Origin of the sequence: Pragia fontium, assembly GCF_900638655.1 — a bacterium.
GTDB classification, from domain to species: domain Bacteria; phylum Pseudomonadota; class Gammaproteobacteria; order Enterobacterales; family Enterobacteriaceae; genus Pragia; species Pragia fontium.
Map to the genome: position 1 here is coordinate 2,656,391 of NZ_LR134531.1, position 18,194 is coordinate 2,674,584.

General features: G+C 45.6%; 15 protein-coding genes. 4 read left to right on the forward strand and 11 right to left on the reverse strand.

Annotation, left to right across the window (positions count from 1 at the left end; translation table 11 throughout):
• The 3 genes from nuoC to EL341_RS11410 form a co-directional block, all read right to left on the reverse strand.
• Window positions 1–1,797 carry an NADH-quinone oxidoreductase subunit C/D gene (nuoC, locus tag EL341_RS11400; RefSeq protein ID WP_074822675.1) on the reverse strand — a complete coding sequence of 599 codons (1,797 nt, stop codon included), beginning with the start codon at window positions 1,795–1,797 and terminating at the stop codon, window positions 1–3.
• Between the two features lie 69 nt (window positions 1,798–1,866).
• Window positions 1,867–2,541, reverse strand: coding sequence for a NuoB/complex I 20 kDa subunit family protein (locus EL341_RS11405; protein ID WP_126467830.1), 675 nt, complete (start codon window positions 2,539–2,541; stop codon window positions 1,867–1,869).
• 14 nt (window positions 2,542–2,555) lie between these two features.
• A complete protein-coding gene (locus EL341_RS11410) occupies window positions 2,556–2,978 on the reverse strand; it encodes an NADH-quinone oxidoreductase subunit A (protein ID WP_047781470.1) in 423 nt (140 codons plus the stop codon).
• 1,029 nt (window positions 2,979–4,007) lie between these two features.
• Between EL341_RS11410 and brnQ the strand changes: the two genes are divergently transcribed.
• The 3 genes from brnQ (at window position 4,008) to yfbR (ending at window position 8,116) form a co-directional block, all read left to right on the forward strand.
• The gene (gene brnQ / locus EL341_RS11415; protein ID WP_126467832.1) at window positions 4,008–5,378 is read left to right on the forward strand and encodes a branched-chain amino acid transport system II carrier protein; all 1,371 of its coding nucleotides are present in this window, start codon (window positions 4,008–4,010) and stop codon (window positions 5,376–5,378) included.
• 489 nt (window positions 5,379–5,867) lie between these two features.
• A complete protein-coding gene (locus tag EL341_RS11420; protein ID WP_232036558.1) occupies window positions 5,868–7,364 on the forward strand; it encodes a pyridoxal phosphate-dependent aminotransferase in 1,497 nt (498 codons plus the stop codon).
• 146 nt (window positions 7,365–7,510) lie between these two features.
• Complete coding sequence (gene yfbR, locus EL341_RS11425; RefSeq protein WP_074822665.1) at window positions 7,511–8,116, forward strand: 5'-deoxynucleotidase; 606 nt, start codon at window positions 7,511–7,513, stop codon at window positions 8,114–8,116.
• 48 nt (window positions 8,117–8,164) lie between these two features.
• On the opposite strand, the gene EL341_RS11430 is transcribed toward yfbR, so the two are convergent.
• The 8 genes from EL341_RS11430 to yfbV form a co-directional block, all read right to left on the reverse strand.
• On the reverse strand, window positions 8,165–9,337 hold the full coding sequence (locus EL341_RS11430; RefSeq protein ID WP_126467834.1) for an FtsX-like permease family protein: 1,173 nt from the start codon (window positions 9,335–9,337) through the stop codon (window positions 8,165–8,167).
• Window positions 9,334–10,023: an ABC transporter ATP-binding protein gene (locus tag EL341_RS11435; RefSeq protein WP_074822659.1), complete on the reverse strand. Its 690-nt coding sequence runs from the start codon at window positions 10,021–10,023 to the stop codon at window positions 9,334–9,336. The genes EL341_RS11430 and EL341_RS11435 overlap by 4 nt, the downstream gene beginning before the upstream one ends.
• Before the next feature lie 12 nt (window positions 10,024–10,035).
• Window positions 10,036–10,527 carry a hypothetical protein gene (locus tag EL341_RS11440; protein ID WP_074822657.1) on the reverse strand — a complete coding sequence of 164 codons (492 nt, stop codon included), beginning with the start codon at window positions 10,525–10,527 and terminating at the stop codon, window positions 10,036–10,038.
• 2 nt (window positions 10,528–10,529) lie between these two features.
• The gene (locus EL341_RS11445) at window positions 10,530–12,287 is read right to left on the reverse strand and encodes an alkaline phosphatase (RefSeq protein ID WP_074822654.1); all 1,758 of its coding nucleotides are present in this window, start codon (window positions 12,285–12,287) and stop codon (window positions 10,530–10,532) included.
• An 88-nt stretch (window positions 12,288–12,375) separates the two neighbouring features.
• Entirely contained in the window at window positions 12,376–14,220 is a 1,845-nt protein-coding gene (locus EL341_RS11450; RefSeq protein ID WP_074822842.1) for an SLC13 family permease, read from the reverse strand.
• A gap of 341 nt (window positions 14,221–14,561) precedes the next feature.
• The gene (locus tag EL341_RS11455) at window positions 14,562–15,215 is read right to left on the reverse strand and encodes a sugar phosphatase (RefSeq protein WP_074822839.1); all 654 of its coding nucleotides are present in this window, start codon (window positions 15,213–15,215) and stop codon (window positions 14,562–14,564) included.
• A gap of 74 nt (window positions 15,216–15,289) precedes the next feature.
• The gene (locus EL341_RS11460) at window positions 15,290–15,796 is read right to left on the reverse strand and encodes a YfbU family protein (protein ID WP_074822651.1); all 507 of its coding nucleotides are present in this window, start codon (window positions 15,794–15,796) and stop codon (window positions 15,290–15,292) included.
• 348 nt (window positions 15,797–16,144) lie between these two features.
• Complete coding sequence (gene yfbV / locus EL341_RS11465; RefSeq protein WP_074822647.1) at window positions 16,145–16,597, reverse strand: terminus macrodomain insulation protein YfbV; 453 nt, start codon at window positions 16,595–16,597, stop codon at window positions 16,145–16,147.
• 391 nt (window positions 16,598–16,988) lie between these two features.
• Here yfbV and ackA point away from each other — a divergent pair, with 391 nt between their 5' ends.
• Window positions 16,989–18,191, forward strand: a complete 1,203-nt coding sequence (gene ackA, locus EL341_RS11470) for an acetate kinase (protein WP_047781478.1) — start codon at window positions 16,989–16,991, stop codon at window positions 18,189–18,191.
• Window positions 18,192–18,194: the final 3 nt, after the last annotated feature.

Consider the following 18,194-nt stretch of genomic DNA (forward strand, 5'->3'; position numbering starts at 1 on the left):
CTAGCGATCCACGTCTGACATAACAAAATCAATACTGCCCAGATAGACAATTAAGTCGGATACCAGGCAACCACGAATGACGGACGGGATCTGTTGTAAGTGTGCATAGCTTGGCGTACGAACCCGGGTACGGTAGCTCATGGTGCTGCCGTCGCTGGTTAAGTAGTAGCTATTGATCCCTTTCGTTGCTTCCACCATCTGGAAAGATTCATTGGCCGGCATAACCGGACCCCATGACACCTGTAAGAAGTGGGTAATCAACGTTTCGATATGCTGTAGCGAACGCTCTTTCGGCGGCGGCGTAGTCAGTGGATGATCTGCTTTAAACGGCCCTTCAGGCATGTTTTTCAGGCACTGATGCAAAATACGCAGACTCTGACGTAGCTCTTCAACTTTCAACATCACGCGGTCATAACAGTCACCGTTGTGACTAACCGGAACGTCGAATTCAAAGTTTTCATAACCAGAGTAAGGACGCGCTTTACGAACGTCGAAATCAATACCCGTAGCACGCAGACCAGCACCGGTAACGCCCCATGCCAGCGCTTCTTCAGCACTATACTGGGCAACACCTACGGTACGGCCTTTCAGAATGCTGTTTTGCAGCGCGGCTTTCACATAGGAATCGAGACGCTTCGGCATCCACTCCAGGAACTCCTGTAGCAGCTTATCCCAACCTTTTGGTAGATCGTGTGCAACGCCGCCAATGCGGAACCAGGCCGGATGCATACGGAAACCAGTGATGGCTTCCACAATGTCATAGATACGAGCACGGTCACTAAAGGCGAAGAACACCGGTGTCATCGCACCAACGTCCTGAATATAGGTCGAGATGTACAGCAAATGGCTGTTAATGCGGAAAAGTTCAGACAGCATCACGCGGATGGTTTTTACTCTGTCTGGAACTTCAATACCGGCCAGTTTTTCAACTGCCAGTACATAAGGCATTTCGTTAACGCAGCCGCCCAGATATTCAATCCGGTCAGTAAATGGAATATAGCTATGCCATGACTGGCGCTCACCCATTTTTTCAGCGCCGCGATGGTGATAACCGATATCCGGTACACAATCGACGATCTCTTCACCGTCTAACTGCAGAATGATACGGAAAGCACCGTGAGAAGATGGATGGTTAGGACCCAAGTTAAGGAACATAAAGTCCTCATCTCTGGTTCCGCGCTTCATACCCCATTCTTCAGGTTTGAAGGTTAATGATTCCATCTCCAGATCTTCTTTTGCCTTAGTCAGAACAAAAGGATCGAATTCAGTCGCACGAGCCGGATAGTCTTTACGCAGCGGATGCCCTTCCCAAGAGTCAGGCATCATGATGCGACGCAGATTTGGGTGACCATCGATGGTAATACCAAACATTTCCCAAGTTTCACGCTCATACCAGTTAGCGTTCGGGAACAGGCTGGTGACTGTTGGCACATGCAGATCGTTTTCCGCCAGCGCAACTTTCAACATAATGTCTTTGTTGCGATCGATAGAGATCAGGTGGTAGAAAACGGAAAAATCCGCAGCCGGTAAACCGTTGCGGTGGGTGCGTAAACGTTCGTCCATACCGTGTAAGTCAAATAGCATGACGTACGGCTTTGGAAGTTTACGTAAAAAGGTCATTACCTCTAAAAGCTGCTCGCGTTTAACCCACACTACCGGTACGCCGGTACGGGTAGGTTGAACGGTAAAGGCATCTGGCCCAAAACGGTTGCGCAGTTCACCTATTACCGGATCATCAAGATGATCCCTGGTTTCCCAAGCGGGTTGGGCGAGCTCTTGCGTCATCGGTTCTGTCATAATTGTTTTCGCCGCTCATTACTCAAATAAAATTCTGGTGTTTACTTAATCATGCTGATTCAACACGGATTAAATTTCGTCAGGGGTACGCAGATTTGTTACAGCAATACGCTCAACGCGTTTGCGTTCTTTTTCTGACTGCATCTCTTTACGATAAACGCCCTGCTCACCGACAACCCATGAAAGCGGACGACGTTCCTGACCGATAGAATCACGTAATAACAGCAGAGCCTGCATATAGGCTTCCGGACGAGGCGGACAACCGGGAATATACACATCAACCGGAATAAATTTATCAACGCCTTGAACGACCGAATAAATGTCGTACATACCGCCGGAGTTAGCACAGGCACCCATGGAGATAACCCATTTAGGTTCCAGCATCTGATCGTATAAGCGCTGGATAACCGGAGCCATTTTCACGAAACAGGTACCGGCCACCACCATAAAGTCAGCCTGACGCGGAGAAGCACGCAATACTTCTGCACCAAAGCGAGAAACGTCATGAACGGCGGTAAAAGAGGTCACCATTTCTACATAGCAACAGGAGAGGCCAAAGTTAAAAGGCCAAAGAGAGTTTTTACGCCCCCAGTTCACCACATCATGAAGGGCATTATCGAGCTTGCCCATGAAAATGCCTTTATGGGCATCTTGTTCCAAGGGATCGGTGACAATTTCCTGTTTTTGTAGCGGATAACGGTCGTTTTCACCGTCAAGATCTACGCGAGTGAGCGTATATTTCATCTTCAAGCCTCGCTTTACTGCAAGTTACTGGGGTTGTTCTTGATTTGCCGTTTAGAACGCTGTGGCGTCCAATCCAGCGCACCGATGCGCACCAGATAAAATAATCCGGCTAACAGAACAAAAATGAAAATGGCAGCTTCGATAAAGCCAATCCAGCCGCTTTCACGCACAGATACGGACCAAGCGAACAGATACAGGGCTTCTACATCGAAGATAACGAAAAACATGGCAACCAGATAAAACTTAGCGGAGAGGCGCAAACGCGCGGATCCGACTGCGTCAATACCTGATTCATAAGGCGTATTCTTTGTTCTTGCTCTGGCGCGACCGCCAAGGAAATAAGCTGCAGTTAACATGACGGCACAAAGGCCCAGTGCAACAACAATAAATACGGCAAAAGCCCAATGATGGGCGGCGACTTCAGTACTTGTAGGCATATGCTCTTACTACTCTTTAAAAAAATAGTATTTACCGGGTTGTTCTCAGGGAGCCAATCCGATGACTACGACAATTAAAAGGGAGATAAAACGTCCGTACCTAAAACATCTTCAGGTTCATTGTCTTACGCAATGATTAGCGTGGAGCTTCACTCTTTTTCACAACATTCTATCAACATCGACAAAACATTTTCTAATACAAATCACAAAACAGAGATAAAAACAGCCGATCTAACTAAATCGAGTCAGCTGAGAAATAACTGAACTCAATCAAACGACTATTCTGACAGAAATAGATATTTTTACCACCATTGCACAAGAAGTTTTTCTTTGATGTAGAGCACATCATTAAACATTTTTAGCCTAAATCAGGCATATCTATAGTGTCTCGTTTTCTATTATCCGCTTTCTACGCCTAATCGCAAAGAAATGCTTGGCATAACTAAAACTATCACTATTGGAAATAATTCTAAGAGAAATGAATAGCACCGTTAAGACGTGTTCACACCGTAGTAACATTACTGGTAATTATCTTGCAAATGAGAATGGTATCTCTCATTGTTCTGAGGCCGTATACATTATGCTAATACCCTTTATTAATGAATAAAATCACTAATTCGGCTAATTTCCACTCACTTCTTTCTCTTAATTAGCAATCAAATCCACTATTAATGGTATAACTTACTTTAAATACCAACGTATAAAATCAAAAAACCAATCACAAAAGCCAGTAAAAACAAAAAAACCAGTTCATAACTCTAATAAAATCCTTTCCTCACCAAATAATCATATATTTTATGCTAAAAGGCTTGCGTAAAACCTGTCAATCATAGAGTATCCACTTCGAATAGTAATCCACTGAAATTTTTACTCTCAGGAGAGGAATAATTCACTTTATTCAAGAAAAGTGAATTTAAATTCATAAAGAGTGGGTTACTGCATAATAAACTATTAGAAACCGGTCACTGAATTGATTGTTTATTAATCTAATCAATCTATTACTGGTTTTTGTACGACAAGGAATAACTCATGACCCAGCGTTTAAGCCGAGCCGATACCATTGGTTTAGGTTTGATGACTTTCGCTTTCTTCTTAGGTGCCGGTAACATTATTTTCCCTCCTCTGGAAGGTCAATTGGCAGGTACCAATGTTCTTTCAGCGATGTCTGGTTTTCTACTCACTGCCGTAGGTCTTCCTCTTATCTCGATTATTGCCGTTGCCAGCGTTGGCGGTGGCCTGCCATCGATGACTAAGGATTTACCAAGAGGCACCGGTACTTTTGCCGCAGTACTGCTGTTTATTATTATCGGCCCTGCTTTTGCGACCCCGCGTACTGGACTCGTCGCTTATGAAATGGCTATCAAACCGCTATTTGGTACTTTTAGCGATAACCAACTCCTATGGTCTGAGGGTGTTACGCTGGATAAAACTCAGGCGATGGTAACAACACTGTTCTTTATCGTTACCCTGATGTTTTCATGGAGTCGCGGTAAGCTGATCGATAACATCGGTAAAATTCTGACCCCTGCACTGTTCCTGCTGCTGATTTGTCTGGCTATTGGCGTTATTGTTGCCCCACAAGGTGAACTGACTGCTCCGGTTGCCAGCTATCAGGATACCGCCTTTACTAAAGGTTTTATCGGTGGTTATAACACCATGGACACTTTCGCCGCCCTGATGTTTGGTATGCTGTTGGTCGATGTTCTGCGTGGTAAAGGCATCACCGAGCAGAAAGCAACTTATAAATATCTGGTCATCGCTGGCTTTATTGCCGCGGCCGGGCTGGCATTTGTTTATATTTCACTCTTCTGGTTAGGTGCAACCTCTTCAACCGTCGCACCCGATGCTGCAAACGGCGGCGTCGTGCTGGCCGCTTATGTGCAAGCTCTGTTTGGACAACCAGGCCAGTGGATTCTTTCCGGCGTTGTGTTATTAGCCTGTTTGACCACTGCGGTTGGTTTAGTCAGCGCCTGTGCCGATTATTTCTCAACGCTGACATCTCTACGCTATCGTCAGTGGGTTATCCTTCTGTGCATTATCTGTGCTATGGTTGCCAACGTTGGCTTAAAACAGTTAATTGAACTATCAGTACCAGTTCTGTTAGCCCTTTATCCACTGACCATTGCATTGGTGGTGCTGACATTCCTTCGCCGCTGGTTACCTAATCCTAAATACGCCTTCCGCACGGTAATGTTTGTCGCGCTGATTTTCAGTCTGTTAGACGGTATGCGCGCTATTTCTTCTTTACAGAAGGTTACTTGGGTTAAAGGTCTGTTGGATAGCCAAACTAAATATATGCCGCTGGCTGAGCAAGGTATGGCGTGGATGATACCGACCGCTATTGTTATGGTGTTAGTATTCCTGATACCTGCAAGTAAAAAGCAGGCTGATATTAAGTAATCTGGTTGTTGTTTTTGATTAAGGCAGCGAAAACGCTGCCTTATATTTTTGACCGGTCCAGTTAAATAATGGTGGATGTGACTCATGTCATTGCTGGAACTCGCCTTGATGGAGTAACGTAAACATTGTTCTAGTTGCTCCGCAGGAAGACAATTAGTACTCAATACCAAAGTGCGTCGGGCCTGGAATGGCGACGGGCACTCCGACAGCTTTCGCTGCTACGACCCCCACGCCATTCCCTCCCGCCGATTGAGTGTATTAAAGTAAGTTAATCATCAACCTAACACAGATTGTTTTATTGTTTAAAAACCGCTTTACACCCTAATTTGCTAGCCAATTATGTATATACATCCCAGTCGTTAATCCGCTAAAAATGCAGAGCCATTCTTTTTCTTCGATAAAAGCAAACAATCCCTTGTCAATTTGTATATCCAGTAGTAGGATTTTGCCATATACAGAATGATATACATTTTATTAAGGCGGTATAGCATGACGGTTTCAAACGAGTGGATTGATCTAACCTCTTTCAAAAGCGGTAATTCACAGGCTCTGCGTTTAAAGAAAGAGCTGTTGGATGCGGCTCCAGCTTTTGCTTCCGGGGCGACGTTGCGTCTGCTGTCTGATAATACGGGTATTATCGTCGCATCAGAAGAGAATCAGGTTGAGCAGCCGAACAATGATCCAATGGTTAACGCTATGTTGGATGCAGCCGAACAAAGTCTGACCACACCAAAGATCGCCCCTACCGTTACCGTTGATGCTGCCGGTCATAAAACCATTGAAAAATCCAGAAAGCTGGATAATGTCTGCTATGACATTCGTGGTCCAGTGCTGAAAGAGGCTAAACGTCTGGAAGAGGAAGGCAACAAAGTCCTTAAGCTGAATATTGGTAACCCGGCTCCGTTTGGTTTTGAAGCACCGGATGAAATTCTGGTAGACGTTATCCGTAATTTGCCAACCGCTCAGGGCTATAGCGACTCAAAAGGTCTGTACTCTGCTCGTAAAGCGATCATGCAGCATTATCAAGCACAGGGCATTATGGATATCACCGTTGAAGATATCTATATCGGTAATGGTGTATCAGAACTGATTGTTCAGGCGATGCAGGCTCTGCTTAATATGGGCGATGAAATGCTCATCCCTGCACCGGATTACCCATTATGGACCGCAGCGGTATCTCTTTCCGGTGGTAACGCCGTTCACTATATGTGTGATGAAGAATCTGACTGGTTCCCAGATCTGGATGATATTCGTAAAAAGATTACTCCACGTACCCGCGGTATTGTCATTATTAACCCTAACAACCCAACGGGTGCGGTTTACAGCAAAGAATTACTGTTAGAGATCGTTCAGATTGCCCGTGAACATAACCTGATTATTTTTGCCGACGAAATCTACGACAAGATTCTTTATGATGATGCCCAGCACCACTCTATTGCAGCACTGGCACCAGATCTATTGACCGTAACCTTTAATGGTTTGTCTAAAACCTATCGCGTTGCTGGTTTCCGTCAAGGTTGGATGGTGCTAAGTGGCCCGAAAGGACACGCTAAAGGCTATATCGAAGGTCTGGAAATGCTGGCCTCGATGCGTCTGTGTGCTAACGTGCCAATGCAACACGCTATCCAAACGGCAATTGGCGGCTATCAGAGTATCAATGAATTTATTCAACCGGGTGGCCGTCTGTATGAACAGCGCAACCGCGCTTGGGAATTAATTAATGATATACCAGGTGTATCCTGCGTGAAGCCGAAAGGTGCGCTGTATATGTTCCCAAAAATTGACGCTAAACGTTTTAATATTCATAACGACCAAAAAATGGTGCTTGACCTGTTATTACAACAGAAAGTTCTGCTGGTTCAGGGCTCCGGCTTTAACTGGCCATACCCTGACCATGTGCGTATCGTTACCTTACCTCGGGTAGACGAACTGGAAATGGCGATTGGTAAGTTTGCCAAATTCCTTGAGACCTATAAGCAAGCATAATCTGTTCGCTTTGGCGGTGAGCTTTTCACCGCCATATACATTTCTTGATTCCCCCACCAGTTAAAAATATTCACATATTCAGTTTGCACTCTGCGCAATAACTCCCCACAATCTAGCCCTGTTTTATACCTACTGAGGTGCCCATCATGAGCCAGAACCAAAGTCATTTTTTTGCCTATTTATCCCGACTGAAACTGATTAGTCGCTGGCCTCTGATGCGAAATGTGCGTACTGAAAACGTCTCTGAACATAGTTTACAAGTAGCCTTTGTTGCCCATGCGTTAGCAGTAATTAAAAACCGTAAGTTCAACGGTAATCTAAGTCCCGATCGGGTGGCGCTATTAGCGATGTATCACGATGCTAGCGAAGTCCTGACCGGCGATATGCCGACGCCAATCAAGTACTACAATCCGCAGATTGCCCATGAATATAAGAAAATTGAAAAAGTCGCCCAACTCAAACTAATTGAGATGTTACCGGAAGAAATTCAGCAGGATTTCCGCGCTATTCTGGATGACGATTATTACAACGAAGATGAAAAACTGGTTGTGAAACAGGCTGATGCCCTGTGCGCTTATCTGAAGAGCTTAGAAGAACTGTCTGCGGGAAATAAAGAGTTTAAACTGGCTAAACAGCGGCTGGAAAAAACCCTTAAGCTACGCCATAGCCCGGAAATGGAATACTTTATTAAAGTATTTGTGCCTAGTTTCAGCCTGTCGCTGGATGAGATTAGTCAGGATAGCCAGCTATAGCTAAATGAACTGGTTATCATCCAACAAGATGATAACCAGAATCAGTGACTAGCCTCTTAGCGCCTGAGCCGGAGAATAGCGATAGGTCAACAATGCAGGAACCAGCAAAATTACCGCTAAAACACCCCACATTATTGCTATCATCAGCAAATCTTGCTGTTTAATCTCAACCGGCAGCGCCATACCGTAACGCGTGGTAATGTTCGCCGATATCCATAGAGTCGCCAGATATCCAATCAGCACACCCCACGCCATACCGATGGTCATTATCAGCATCAAACCGCACCAAACCAACGAAATGACTCCCCTCTGTGGTGCGCCAAAAGCCCGTAGAGCCCCCAGTTGACGCTTGCGCTGCTCTAAATGAATAACTACTACCATCAAAATAGCCACCACGACCAGAAATTGAGTACCGGTTGCTACCCAGGACAGAATTTGTCGGGCGTCCCCCAGTGTGCCATATAACCGCACCAGTACTTCGCCCGGGAAAACCGCTTGGCTTTCTCCTCCGCGATATTGCGTTCTGAGCTGATAAGCCCCGGCGATGCTTTTTGGTTTAACGATTATTGCCGATATAGCGCCAAATTGCTCATCATGAGTATCCCCCTCTTTATGAACCACATGGTGTAAATCCCATACTGATTTAATGGGAACCAAAATCGCCTTATCCCACGTATCGTGACTTAGCGGTAACACTTTGGTTACGGTATAGCTGGCCTCATTATGTTGATGCGCACCTTCAGCGCCAATTTGACCGTGAATCGGTATAATCTTGTCGCCAATAGCCAGTCCACTCGCCCCACCAACAATCGCATCATGATCACTTTGGAAAACTTTATCACTGGTCGATAAACGATCGGCGATAAGATGGTCATCAGTACCGATAACCGGCATTCCCATATAGCTATCGCCAAAAGCGAGCGGAGCGGCCCACTCCACCAGCGGATTATGTTGTAATTCACTGAGCACTTTTCCATCCAATAAAGGCAGCAAAGATGGTTGAAGAAAGACGGTAGACAGAACGAGCTGCGTTTCACTGCCTGCGGCGCCAATCACCAAATCAAAGCGATCGGCAGCTCTGGCACTGCCTTCACGCAGCGCTCTTTCCTGAAGATTCACCACCATACTAAAAGCAATGGCGCACGCGATCAGGATAATCAAAACCAATGCACCGCCCCACAAACGTTTAAAGTCTGCGTATATCACGCCAAAAGGGATCATAATGGCCTTCCTACGGCAATATCCTTCACCGGTCGGCCGTTCTGCAGAGTGATATGGCGGTACATCTCGTTAGTCAGGCGAGAATCGTGGGTAATACAGATGAGTGTTGATTTTTCTTCTCGCGCAAAATGAGTCAACAGTTGTATAACCTGTAAACCATTTTCCTCATCCAGACTAGCGGTTGGTTCATCAGCAATCACAATAGACGGCTGTGGTAACAGCGCTCTTGCAATAGCTACCCGCTGTTTCTCACCGCGAGATAACGTGTCAACGCACTGCTTCCCTTGCCGAATACCCACCTGCTCCAACAGGTCTTCCGCTCTGGCTTTTAACGTCGACGGGATACGCCAGCGATAAAAACGTGACGCTAGCAATACATTATCCAATGCACTTATTCCCGGATAAAGATGAAAGTCCTGCATGACAAGGCCTATTCTGGCCGCTCGCCAACGGTCGCGTTTGCTTTCTGACAATCGACCAATATCCTGCTCATCCCAGAAAACCTGCCCGATATCGCATCGCTCAAGACCACTGATGGCATTAACCAGCGTGGTTTTACCACTACCTGAAACACCGGTTACCGCCACATGAGAGCCTGTGGCTACCACCAATGTTGGGATAGACAATGCAGCCTGTAAGCTACCGTTAAATCTTACCTGTAGTTGATTAATAAACAGTTCTGACATGATTCCCCCTGATTAAAGCTGGCTGAACTCGGCATCTCTTAGCCGCAGTAAGCTGACAAATCCGCTCTGTGGATCGCGCCATGTGCCGTACTCTAACGTTCCACTCACCTTAATCATGCTGTTATTCTGCACAAAGGTTTGCCGCTTTGTCAGATACACCACCAAAATGTCTTCCGGCCAATCTGCGTCGGATGAACAGAATGGGCACAGCGCCATTGGCATCTTAGTTAACACAAAGAACTGCGACTCCGCTTTCAAAGGTGGTGCCATAAATCCCTTTATCTCTATCTCTTGACCAGATAGCTGTTTAACCCGATCGGAAAACTCCAAACCTAAAACGCCAACATGACCATAAAACTGTTCAAATGACAGCGTAGGTTTAGCTTTAAGTTGAATGGAAATCAGACACAGCAGCAGGAGTAGAAAAGCGCAGTAAACGGCAGAAACCTTTTTAAAACCGATAGGGCCGGGATTATCCCGGCCGCTGTTATCAACAATCGTCATGATTATTGCCCTTGCTTACCATGACCTAATGACAGTGCATCGGTAATTACTCGAAACAGTTCGGTATTATCCATATAGCCACGAATACGTTCAGAACCAGGACCGGATGCTTGAACAATCATGTCATCGACGGAATGTACGCCAGTGTCGGCATCACGGGGAATATTTCCGGTTCTTAATACTGCTCCCGGAACATCTTTATAGGCCGCATTGGCAATATACTCACCTTTCTCATTCTGAATGGCCGGGACAAAACGTCCATCCAGCTTAGGCCGGAAAGTTTCATAATAGTCAGGGAAGTTATTGAAGAACACTGCCAGGCGTTTGGATACATCGACTTTATCCGGATAACCGTCGCCATTTTTATCCTGATAGTTCGGATAGCCTGCCGTCTCATACACCCCAACCTTTTCACGCATGTCGCTACCCGGTTTATTATCGTCAACGGTACCAATAATTGAGATACCGTGAGTATGATCGCCAGTGACGATAATCAGCGTATCTGGGTGAGTTTCGGCAAATTTCTTGGCCACGGCTACCGATTGATCCAGCATGATGGTGTTATAGATGGAGCGCTCCCAATCCAGCGGATGAGACGCCTTGTCGATCAAGGCTGACTCTACCATCAGGAAGAAGCCATTATCATTTTTCGACAGTACATCCAACGCCGTTTGCGTCATTTCCGTCAGATCTGGCTGGTTAGGGAATTTTTTGGTGACATCATTTTTCAGAAAACGACGATCCAGCACATCATCCATATTACCGGTATGGAACAGTCCCAAGAGTTTACTGGCACTGGCTCCCTGTTGCTTGAGGGAATCAGCATCGGTAGCTAATTGATATCCCGCCTGCTGAAAACGTTCAATATAGTTTTGGTCATCTTTACGCTTAGAGCCCGGCGTGGTTTGCGGCAGGAAATAGGCCGAACCTCCTCCCAACATCACTTCCGGTTTGACGTCATAAAACATGCTAACGATTTCAGACTTATCCGCACGACGACGAGTATGGGAAACAACGGCAGCAGGTGTGGCGTCTTCCAGTTCTGCATCACTCACAATACCCACCGACATATTGGTCGTGCGTTTCAGAAGTTCCCCTAACGTTTCCTGCTTGGGATGATTAAGGGAATCTTTGGCGCGGCTGACGTAAACGCCCAACGCGTTAACGCCAGATTTATGGCCAGTCATATAGGCGCTCATGGTATTGGCGCTATCAGCAGCAATTGAGTCGGTGCTGGAGGTGCCAATAAAGGCCATATTCGATAAATCATCCATCGCCAGACGACCATCGGCTTTTCCTTCGGTAATGCCCTTGGACAGAATACGAGCGCCGGTACGATGCGCTACGGAGAGGCCATCACCGATAAACAGAATCACATTTTTAGCCTGGCGTTTTGCTGGGGTTTGATAGATATTCCAGCTTACGCTGCCTTTTTCATCACCGGCAGAAACCTCCACTTTATAAGCACCCGGTGACGTTAAATCGACGTTTTTCACTACCAATGAAGAGGCTTTAGCACCGTCTTCATTTTTAATAAATTCACTCTTCTTGCCCCAGACCTGCTGGTAATCCTTTCCGTTGATTTTTACGCTAACCTTTTCGGGGTTAACTTCCTGCTCAAACTCAACTTTAAAATCAAATTTTCCACCGGTTAGCATCGTTGCGCGATCGATAGGATAGATATTCACGGCAGACGCCGTAACGGGAACTAAAACCGGTACCAATGCCAAAGTCATGGGAATAAACCAACTTGCCTTCATCCTGTTTCTCCTGATGTTTTCATTTTCAGAAGCAAGATTACTCAGCGTAAATGTCAGTTTTATGAACGAATGATGACTGAAATATGTATCAGAACGGGAACAGTAACGGAATAATGACCACGCTAATCACCATCACCAATAGCGTAAACGGTACGCCAATACGGATAAAATCGCTAAATTTATATCCCCCCGGCCCCAATACCATGGTATTCACCGGTGAAGAAACAGGCGTCATAAAAGCTGCCGATGCAGCAACCGCCACCACCATCGCAAAAGGTAAGGCTGAAACACCCATTTGGTTAGCAGCACCGATCGCAATCGGTGCCATCAATACTGCCGTTGCGGTATTGGATATAAACAAACCAATCACAGCACACAGAACAAACAGGCTAAGTAAAACCACCCTCGGCCCCATATCCCCGACGGTATCCATCAAACCCTGTACCACTAAATCAATACCGCCGGTTTTTTGCAGGGCCTGAGCAAACGGCAACATACCGACAATCAGTATCAAAGTTGGCCAGTGAATGGATTTATATGCCCCTTCCATATCAATACAGCGGAATTTTCCCATCAGCAAACAGGCCAACAGTGCGGCAATCACGTTTGGCACAATATCGGTCACCATCAGGAAAATCATTAAAATCAAGCAAAGCAGCGCATGAGGAGCCTGACTGGTAGCTGGCGCGACCTCGTCGACTTCGGCAGGTAAATTCATCACCAAAAAATCGCGAGTATTGGTTTGTAATTGACGAATCTGACGCCAGTCACCAATAACCAACATCATATCGCCAACCTTCAGCTCTTCATCTATTTGGCTGTTTTCAATCAATTTGCCATTGCGACGTATACCGATAACGTTCAAATTATAGCGGGTACGAAACGTCATCTGGCGCAAGGTCTTGCCAATATATTCAGAATCCGGAATGAGAGACACCTCAGCCATACCCACTTCACGCGCCTGTTCAGAAAAATACTCACCGCGCAAAATCATCGGCTCAAGCAGCTCTTCGGTACAAAAATGGCGTACGTCAACTTCCGGACCGTGAATATCCACCAGCAAAATATCATGTACCCGCAGTTCAGTGGCGGCAAAGGCGCTAATCATCACCCGACGAAATTTACGCCAACGTTCAATACCAATAACGTTGGCACTGTAGCGCGAGCGTAGATGTAGTTCATCCAACGAGCGCCCAATCAGCGGAGAACCCGGACGAATTGACAACCGACGAGCGCGGCCGCTGAGTTTATAATCATGAATCAGATCGCGCATGGTACGACGAGAGCGAGATTTAGGGCTGGTCTGATCCACCGGCTTCACCAACCAACGCCGCACCAGCAGCATATAGCCAATACCAAACAACAAAATCAAAATGCCAATGGGCGTAAAGCTGAAGAAACTGAATTGTCCGGCACCATAGCGTTCCAATTCACTGTTAACCACCAGGTTTGGCGGCGTTGCTACCAGCGTCATCATACCGCTGATAAGGCCAGCAAAAGCCAGTGGCATCATTAAACGACCCGGTGGCCGTTCCATACGAGAAGAAACACTCATCACAACGGGAATAAAAATGGCCACTACGCCGGTTGAGCTCATCACCGACCCCAAACCAGCAACGGCCAGCATAAGCAGCACCAACAACTTAGTTTCGCTGCTGCCCGCGACTCGCACCAACCAGTCTCCAACCTGATAAGCAATACCGGTACGTACCAGCCCCTCGCCGATAACAAAAAGTAAGGCAATCAGAATAACGTTAGGATCGCTGAAGCCGGAAATAGCTTCAGGAAGAGTAAGAATACCGCTGGTGACAAAAACAGTGATCAGCAATAGCGCGACAACGTCCATTCGGACTTTATTGGAAACAAACAAAATGATTGCGACAAACAGGAAGCATACCACCCAGAAAAGCTGGCTATCGGCTAAGGTACCCATCATGGTTAGTAATCGATCAATCACGGTTGCTCCCTACTGTTTAGCTAAACATACTGCTCCACATCAATATATTATTAGAATTCAAGTTATATAAAATACCCGGTTCAATGCCGTTTTTTATTATGAATGACAAAGTTAACCTATTTTTAACCATTAAAGTGAAAAAATATGCGATTTAACTTAAAAAATTAAAATAAAATACGTTGTGAGATGAATTTCAATGAAAAGAAAAATCTTCAACCATCATAATGAAGTTACAGATAAATTCTATTTTCAAGGCGATAAAAAAAGCTCCTTAATATGGAGCTTTTTTAGATTTATGCGGCTAATAACGCATTGGACTAGCGAAATTGGATTCTGACAATGTTATCAGCATAATCTAGCGTAATCTGCTCAAGTGAATCCAATACCTTATCCACTCGTGCCAGCTCTGGCGTATTCGCCGGTACGTTAACTGCAATCACTTGGCAACCTGCCGCCAAACCGGAGGCCAGACCTGCCGCCGCATCTTCCACGGCGATACAGTGAGCAGGCTCTAATCCTAAACGTTGCGCGCCGAGTAAATAAGCATCCGGCTCCGGTTTACCACGCGCCACTAATTCAGCGGTAATAAACACCTCAGGAAATGGAATACCCGCCGCTTTACATCGAGCATGAGCAATCGGCACCGTACCGGATGTCACAATAGCCCATGGAATACTTAATGTATCCAACTGATTAAGCAACTCTATCGCACCCGGTAACGCCACAATCCCCTCGGTATCAGAGGCTTCGATTTGTTCCAATCGGTCAAACTCATGCTTAATCTCTTCATCACTGCGCCCTTTCATAAAGTGGCGTAGGGAAGTGATAGCCTGTTTACCGTGGATAAAATCCAGTACTTCCTGAGGATCGGCGTTTAGACGTTGCGCCAATCCCAGCCACGCCCGCTCAACAACCGCCAGAGAACTGACCAACGTACCATCCAGATCAAACAGAAAACCTTTACCTTTCAATTCGCTATTCCCATCAATAAATATCATTACACTCGATACCCTATCGGTTTAAACCGATAGGGTATCGAAATCTATTAGGCATTAATGATTTGTGAAATCTCGATAGCGCACAAATGGTACTGGCGCGGACAGGATTGCCAGATTGCCAACATGCGCTGATATTTATCCCACATTTTAGTCTGTGCGTTAAAACCGTGGGTGCCGGAGTCAAAGTGAGTATAACGACCTTCGGTATTGACCAGGAAGCGAACATAGCTTAAGTAGCGTGCTTCTGTGGCGGCATCAAAACCGAGAAATGCGATACGGCGTTCATCAATTTCCGCTTTATCTTTCAGATGGTCGCGCAGGTTTTCAAAGGAAACGCCTAGCGCATGATGCATTTCCATAATATTAATAATAGTACGGCAGGTGTCTTCATTCAGTTCACCGAACTCTCGCTCCAGTTCCTTCATCTGCAAACCAAAACCCCGCTCGATAATGGTCTGTAAACGACGATAGCGCTCGGCGTTTTCAGGATCCATCATGGTCATCATTTTATATTGGTTTGAGAGGATTAGCCGTTGGGCATTAGTCATTTCCACGATAACAACTCCTAAGATTCAAAAATAAAAAATAAATCTGTGTGTGAATAAAAACACCATCACTAATGCCTAGAGAATGTCATATTGCGCAACAGAGTGATACACATTCAGTGTAATTTTTTGTTTAGTCTATGGGTGATAAATGAGCAGGAAATAGAGGTGGATGGGTATCAGGATAAGTGAGCGTATCGTTAATTTATTGATTAAAGTTATTCACAGCACTCACATCGTCATCCTAACGAAAGCCAGGATCTCGCCCTTAAGCCAAATGCAGCCATTAAGCTAAAATCCAGATTCCGGTTTTCACCGGAATGACGAGGATGTTTTCAACTGTTCTAAGCTGTCAAACTAAAGCTCATCCAGAAAGGTTTTATCCAACTGCTTAAAGGCGTGGTTTAGTAGTTCAGCCAAATGCTGATAGGTAGGTTCCTGCTCCAACGGTGCGATTTCCTGCCCCGCCTCATTCAGTTTGTCACATAATTCATGAAACCATTGCTTTAACGTTGGTGGCAAAGTGGAAACGGATCGTTTTCCCAACCACCATAGTCCTTGCATCGGTAGGCTACAGGCAAAAATAGCTGCGGCTATTGCTGGCCCAAGTTGGCCATTCATTGCAATCTGCCATGCTAAAGTAAAGATGGCGATGGGTGGCATAAAACGTACCCCAAACCGCGTTGCAGTCGTAATGCGGTTTTCGGGAAAGACTACCGCCAAACGTTTTTCATTCGGCCATGTCTTCATGTAGGTTTGCCCACGTTGAAATATCTGCACCCAACGAATAGGACCTGATGAACGTAACATTTTGTTTGCCGCCTTTGATTTCAGAACGCGCTAATATGTACATTATGTCGCCATCCGGATTATAATGCACTTTCAAATAATTTCGTAAATTTTAAAACATTTGCATAAAAAACTTGATGTAGTTTAATAAATATCAATTTTTTTTGCATTTCAGTTTTGCTTTTACACTGGCAGGCATTATCCTAGCAGCGGCCTTTCGGCCATGTATTATGATTACGAATTATTGTGGATAAATAATTACCAATAACCTGTCTTCAGGCAATTGTGTACAATAATAAAGATCAATACGCGGGTACGCAGCAAACGATCGCTTTTAGGGTTCGCCCATAATTGTGATGCTACGCTTGCCCTACTTTTGTTTTCCCAATCACGAATAAAATAGGTACTTCTTATGTCGAGTAAGCTGGTTCTGGTTCTTAACTGTGGTAGTTCTTCTCTGAAATTTGCCATCATTGATGCTGCCAATGGCGAAGAACACCTTTCTGGTTTAGCCGAGTGTTTTAACCTTCCAGAAGCCCGTATTAAATGGAAAATGGACGGCGGTAAACACGAAGAAGCCCTTGGAGCTGGTGCGGCACACAGCGAAGCTCTGAATTTCATTGTTAATACTATTCTGGCTCAAAAACCGGAACTGTCAAACAACCTGACGGCTATTGGCCACCGTATCGTACACGGCGGAGAGCAGTTCACTCAATCAGCCGTTATCAACGCGGATGTGTTGAAAGGTATCCAGGCTGCTGCGCCATTTGCGCCTCTGCATAATCCGGCTGGTTTAATCGGTATTGAAGAAGCATTCAAAGCGTTCCCTGCCCTTAAAAATAAAAACGTGGCCGTTTTTGACACTGCCTTCCATCAAACAATGCCTGCAGAATCTTATCTGTATGCTCTACCGTATAGCCTGTACAAAGAGCACGGTATCCGTCGCTATGGCTTCCACGGTACCAGCCACTACTACGTTAGCCGTGAAGCAGCCAAAATGCTGAACAAGCCGGTAGAAGAATTGAACGTGATTACCTGTCACTTAGGTAACGGTGGTTCAGTTTCCGCTATCCGTAACGGTGAATGTGTTGATACTTCTATGGGTCTGACTCCGCTGGAAGGTTTGGTCATGGGTACTCGCAGCGGTGATATCGATCCAGCGATCATTTTCCATTTATACGATGTAATGGGAATGAGCATGGAACAGATCAACACCATGCTGAACAAAGAATCTGGTTTACAAGGCCTGACCGAAGTAACCAGCGACTGTCGTTATGTTGAAGATAACTATGCAGACAAAGAAGACGCTAAGCGTGCTATGGACGTATTCTGCCATCGTTTAGCTAAATATATCGGTGCTTACTGCGCATTGATGGATGGTCGTCTGGATGCCGTTATCTTTACCGGTGGTATTGGCGAAAATGCGGCAATGGTTCGCGAATTAGCCTTAGGTAAATTAGCCCTGTTAGGCTTTGATATTGACCATGACCGTAACTTGGCTGCCCGTTTTGGCAAATCAGGTAACATTGCTAAAGACGGTACCCGTGCTGCATTAATCATTCCAACTAACGAAGAATTAGTTATCGCTCAAGACGCCTCCCGTCTTACAGCGTAAAAA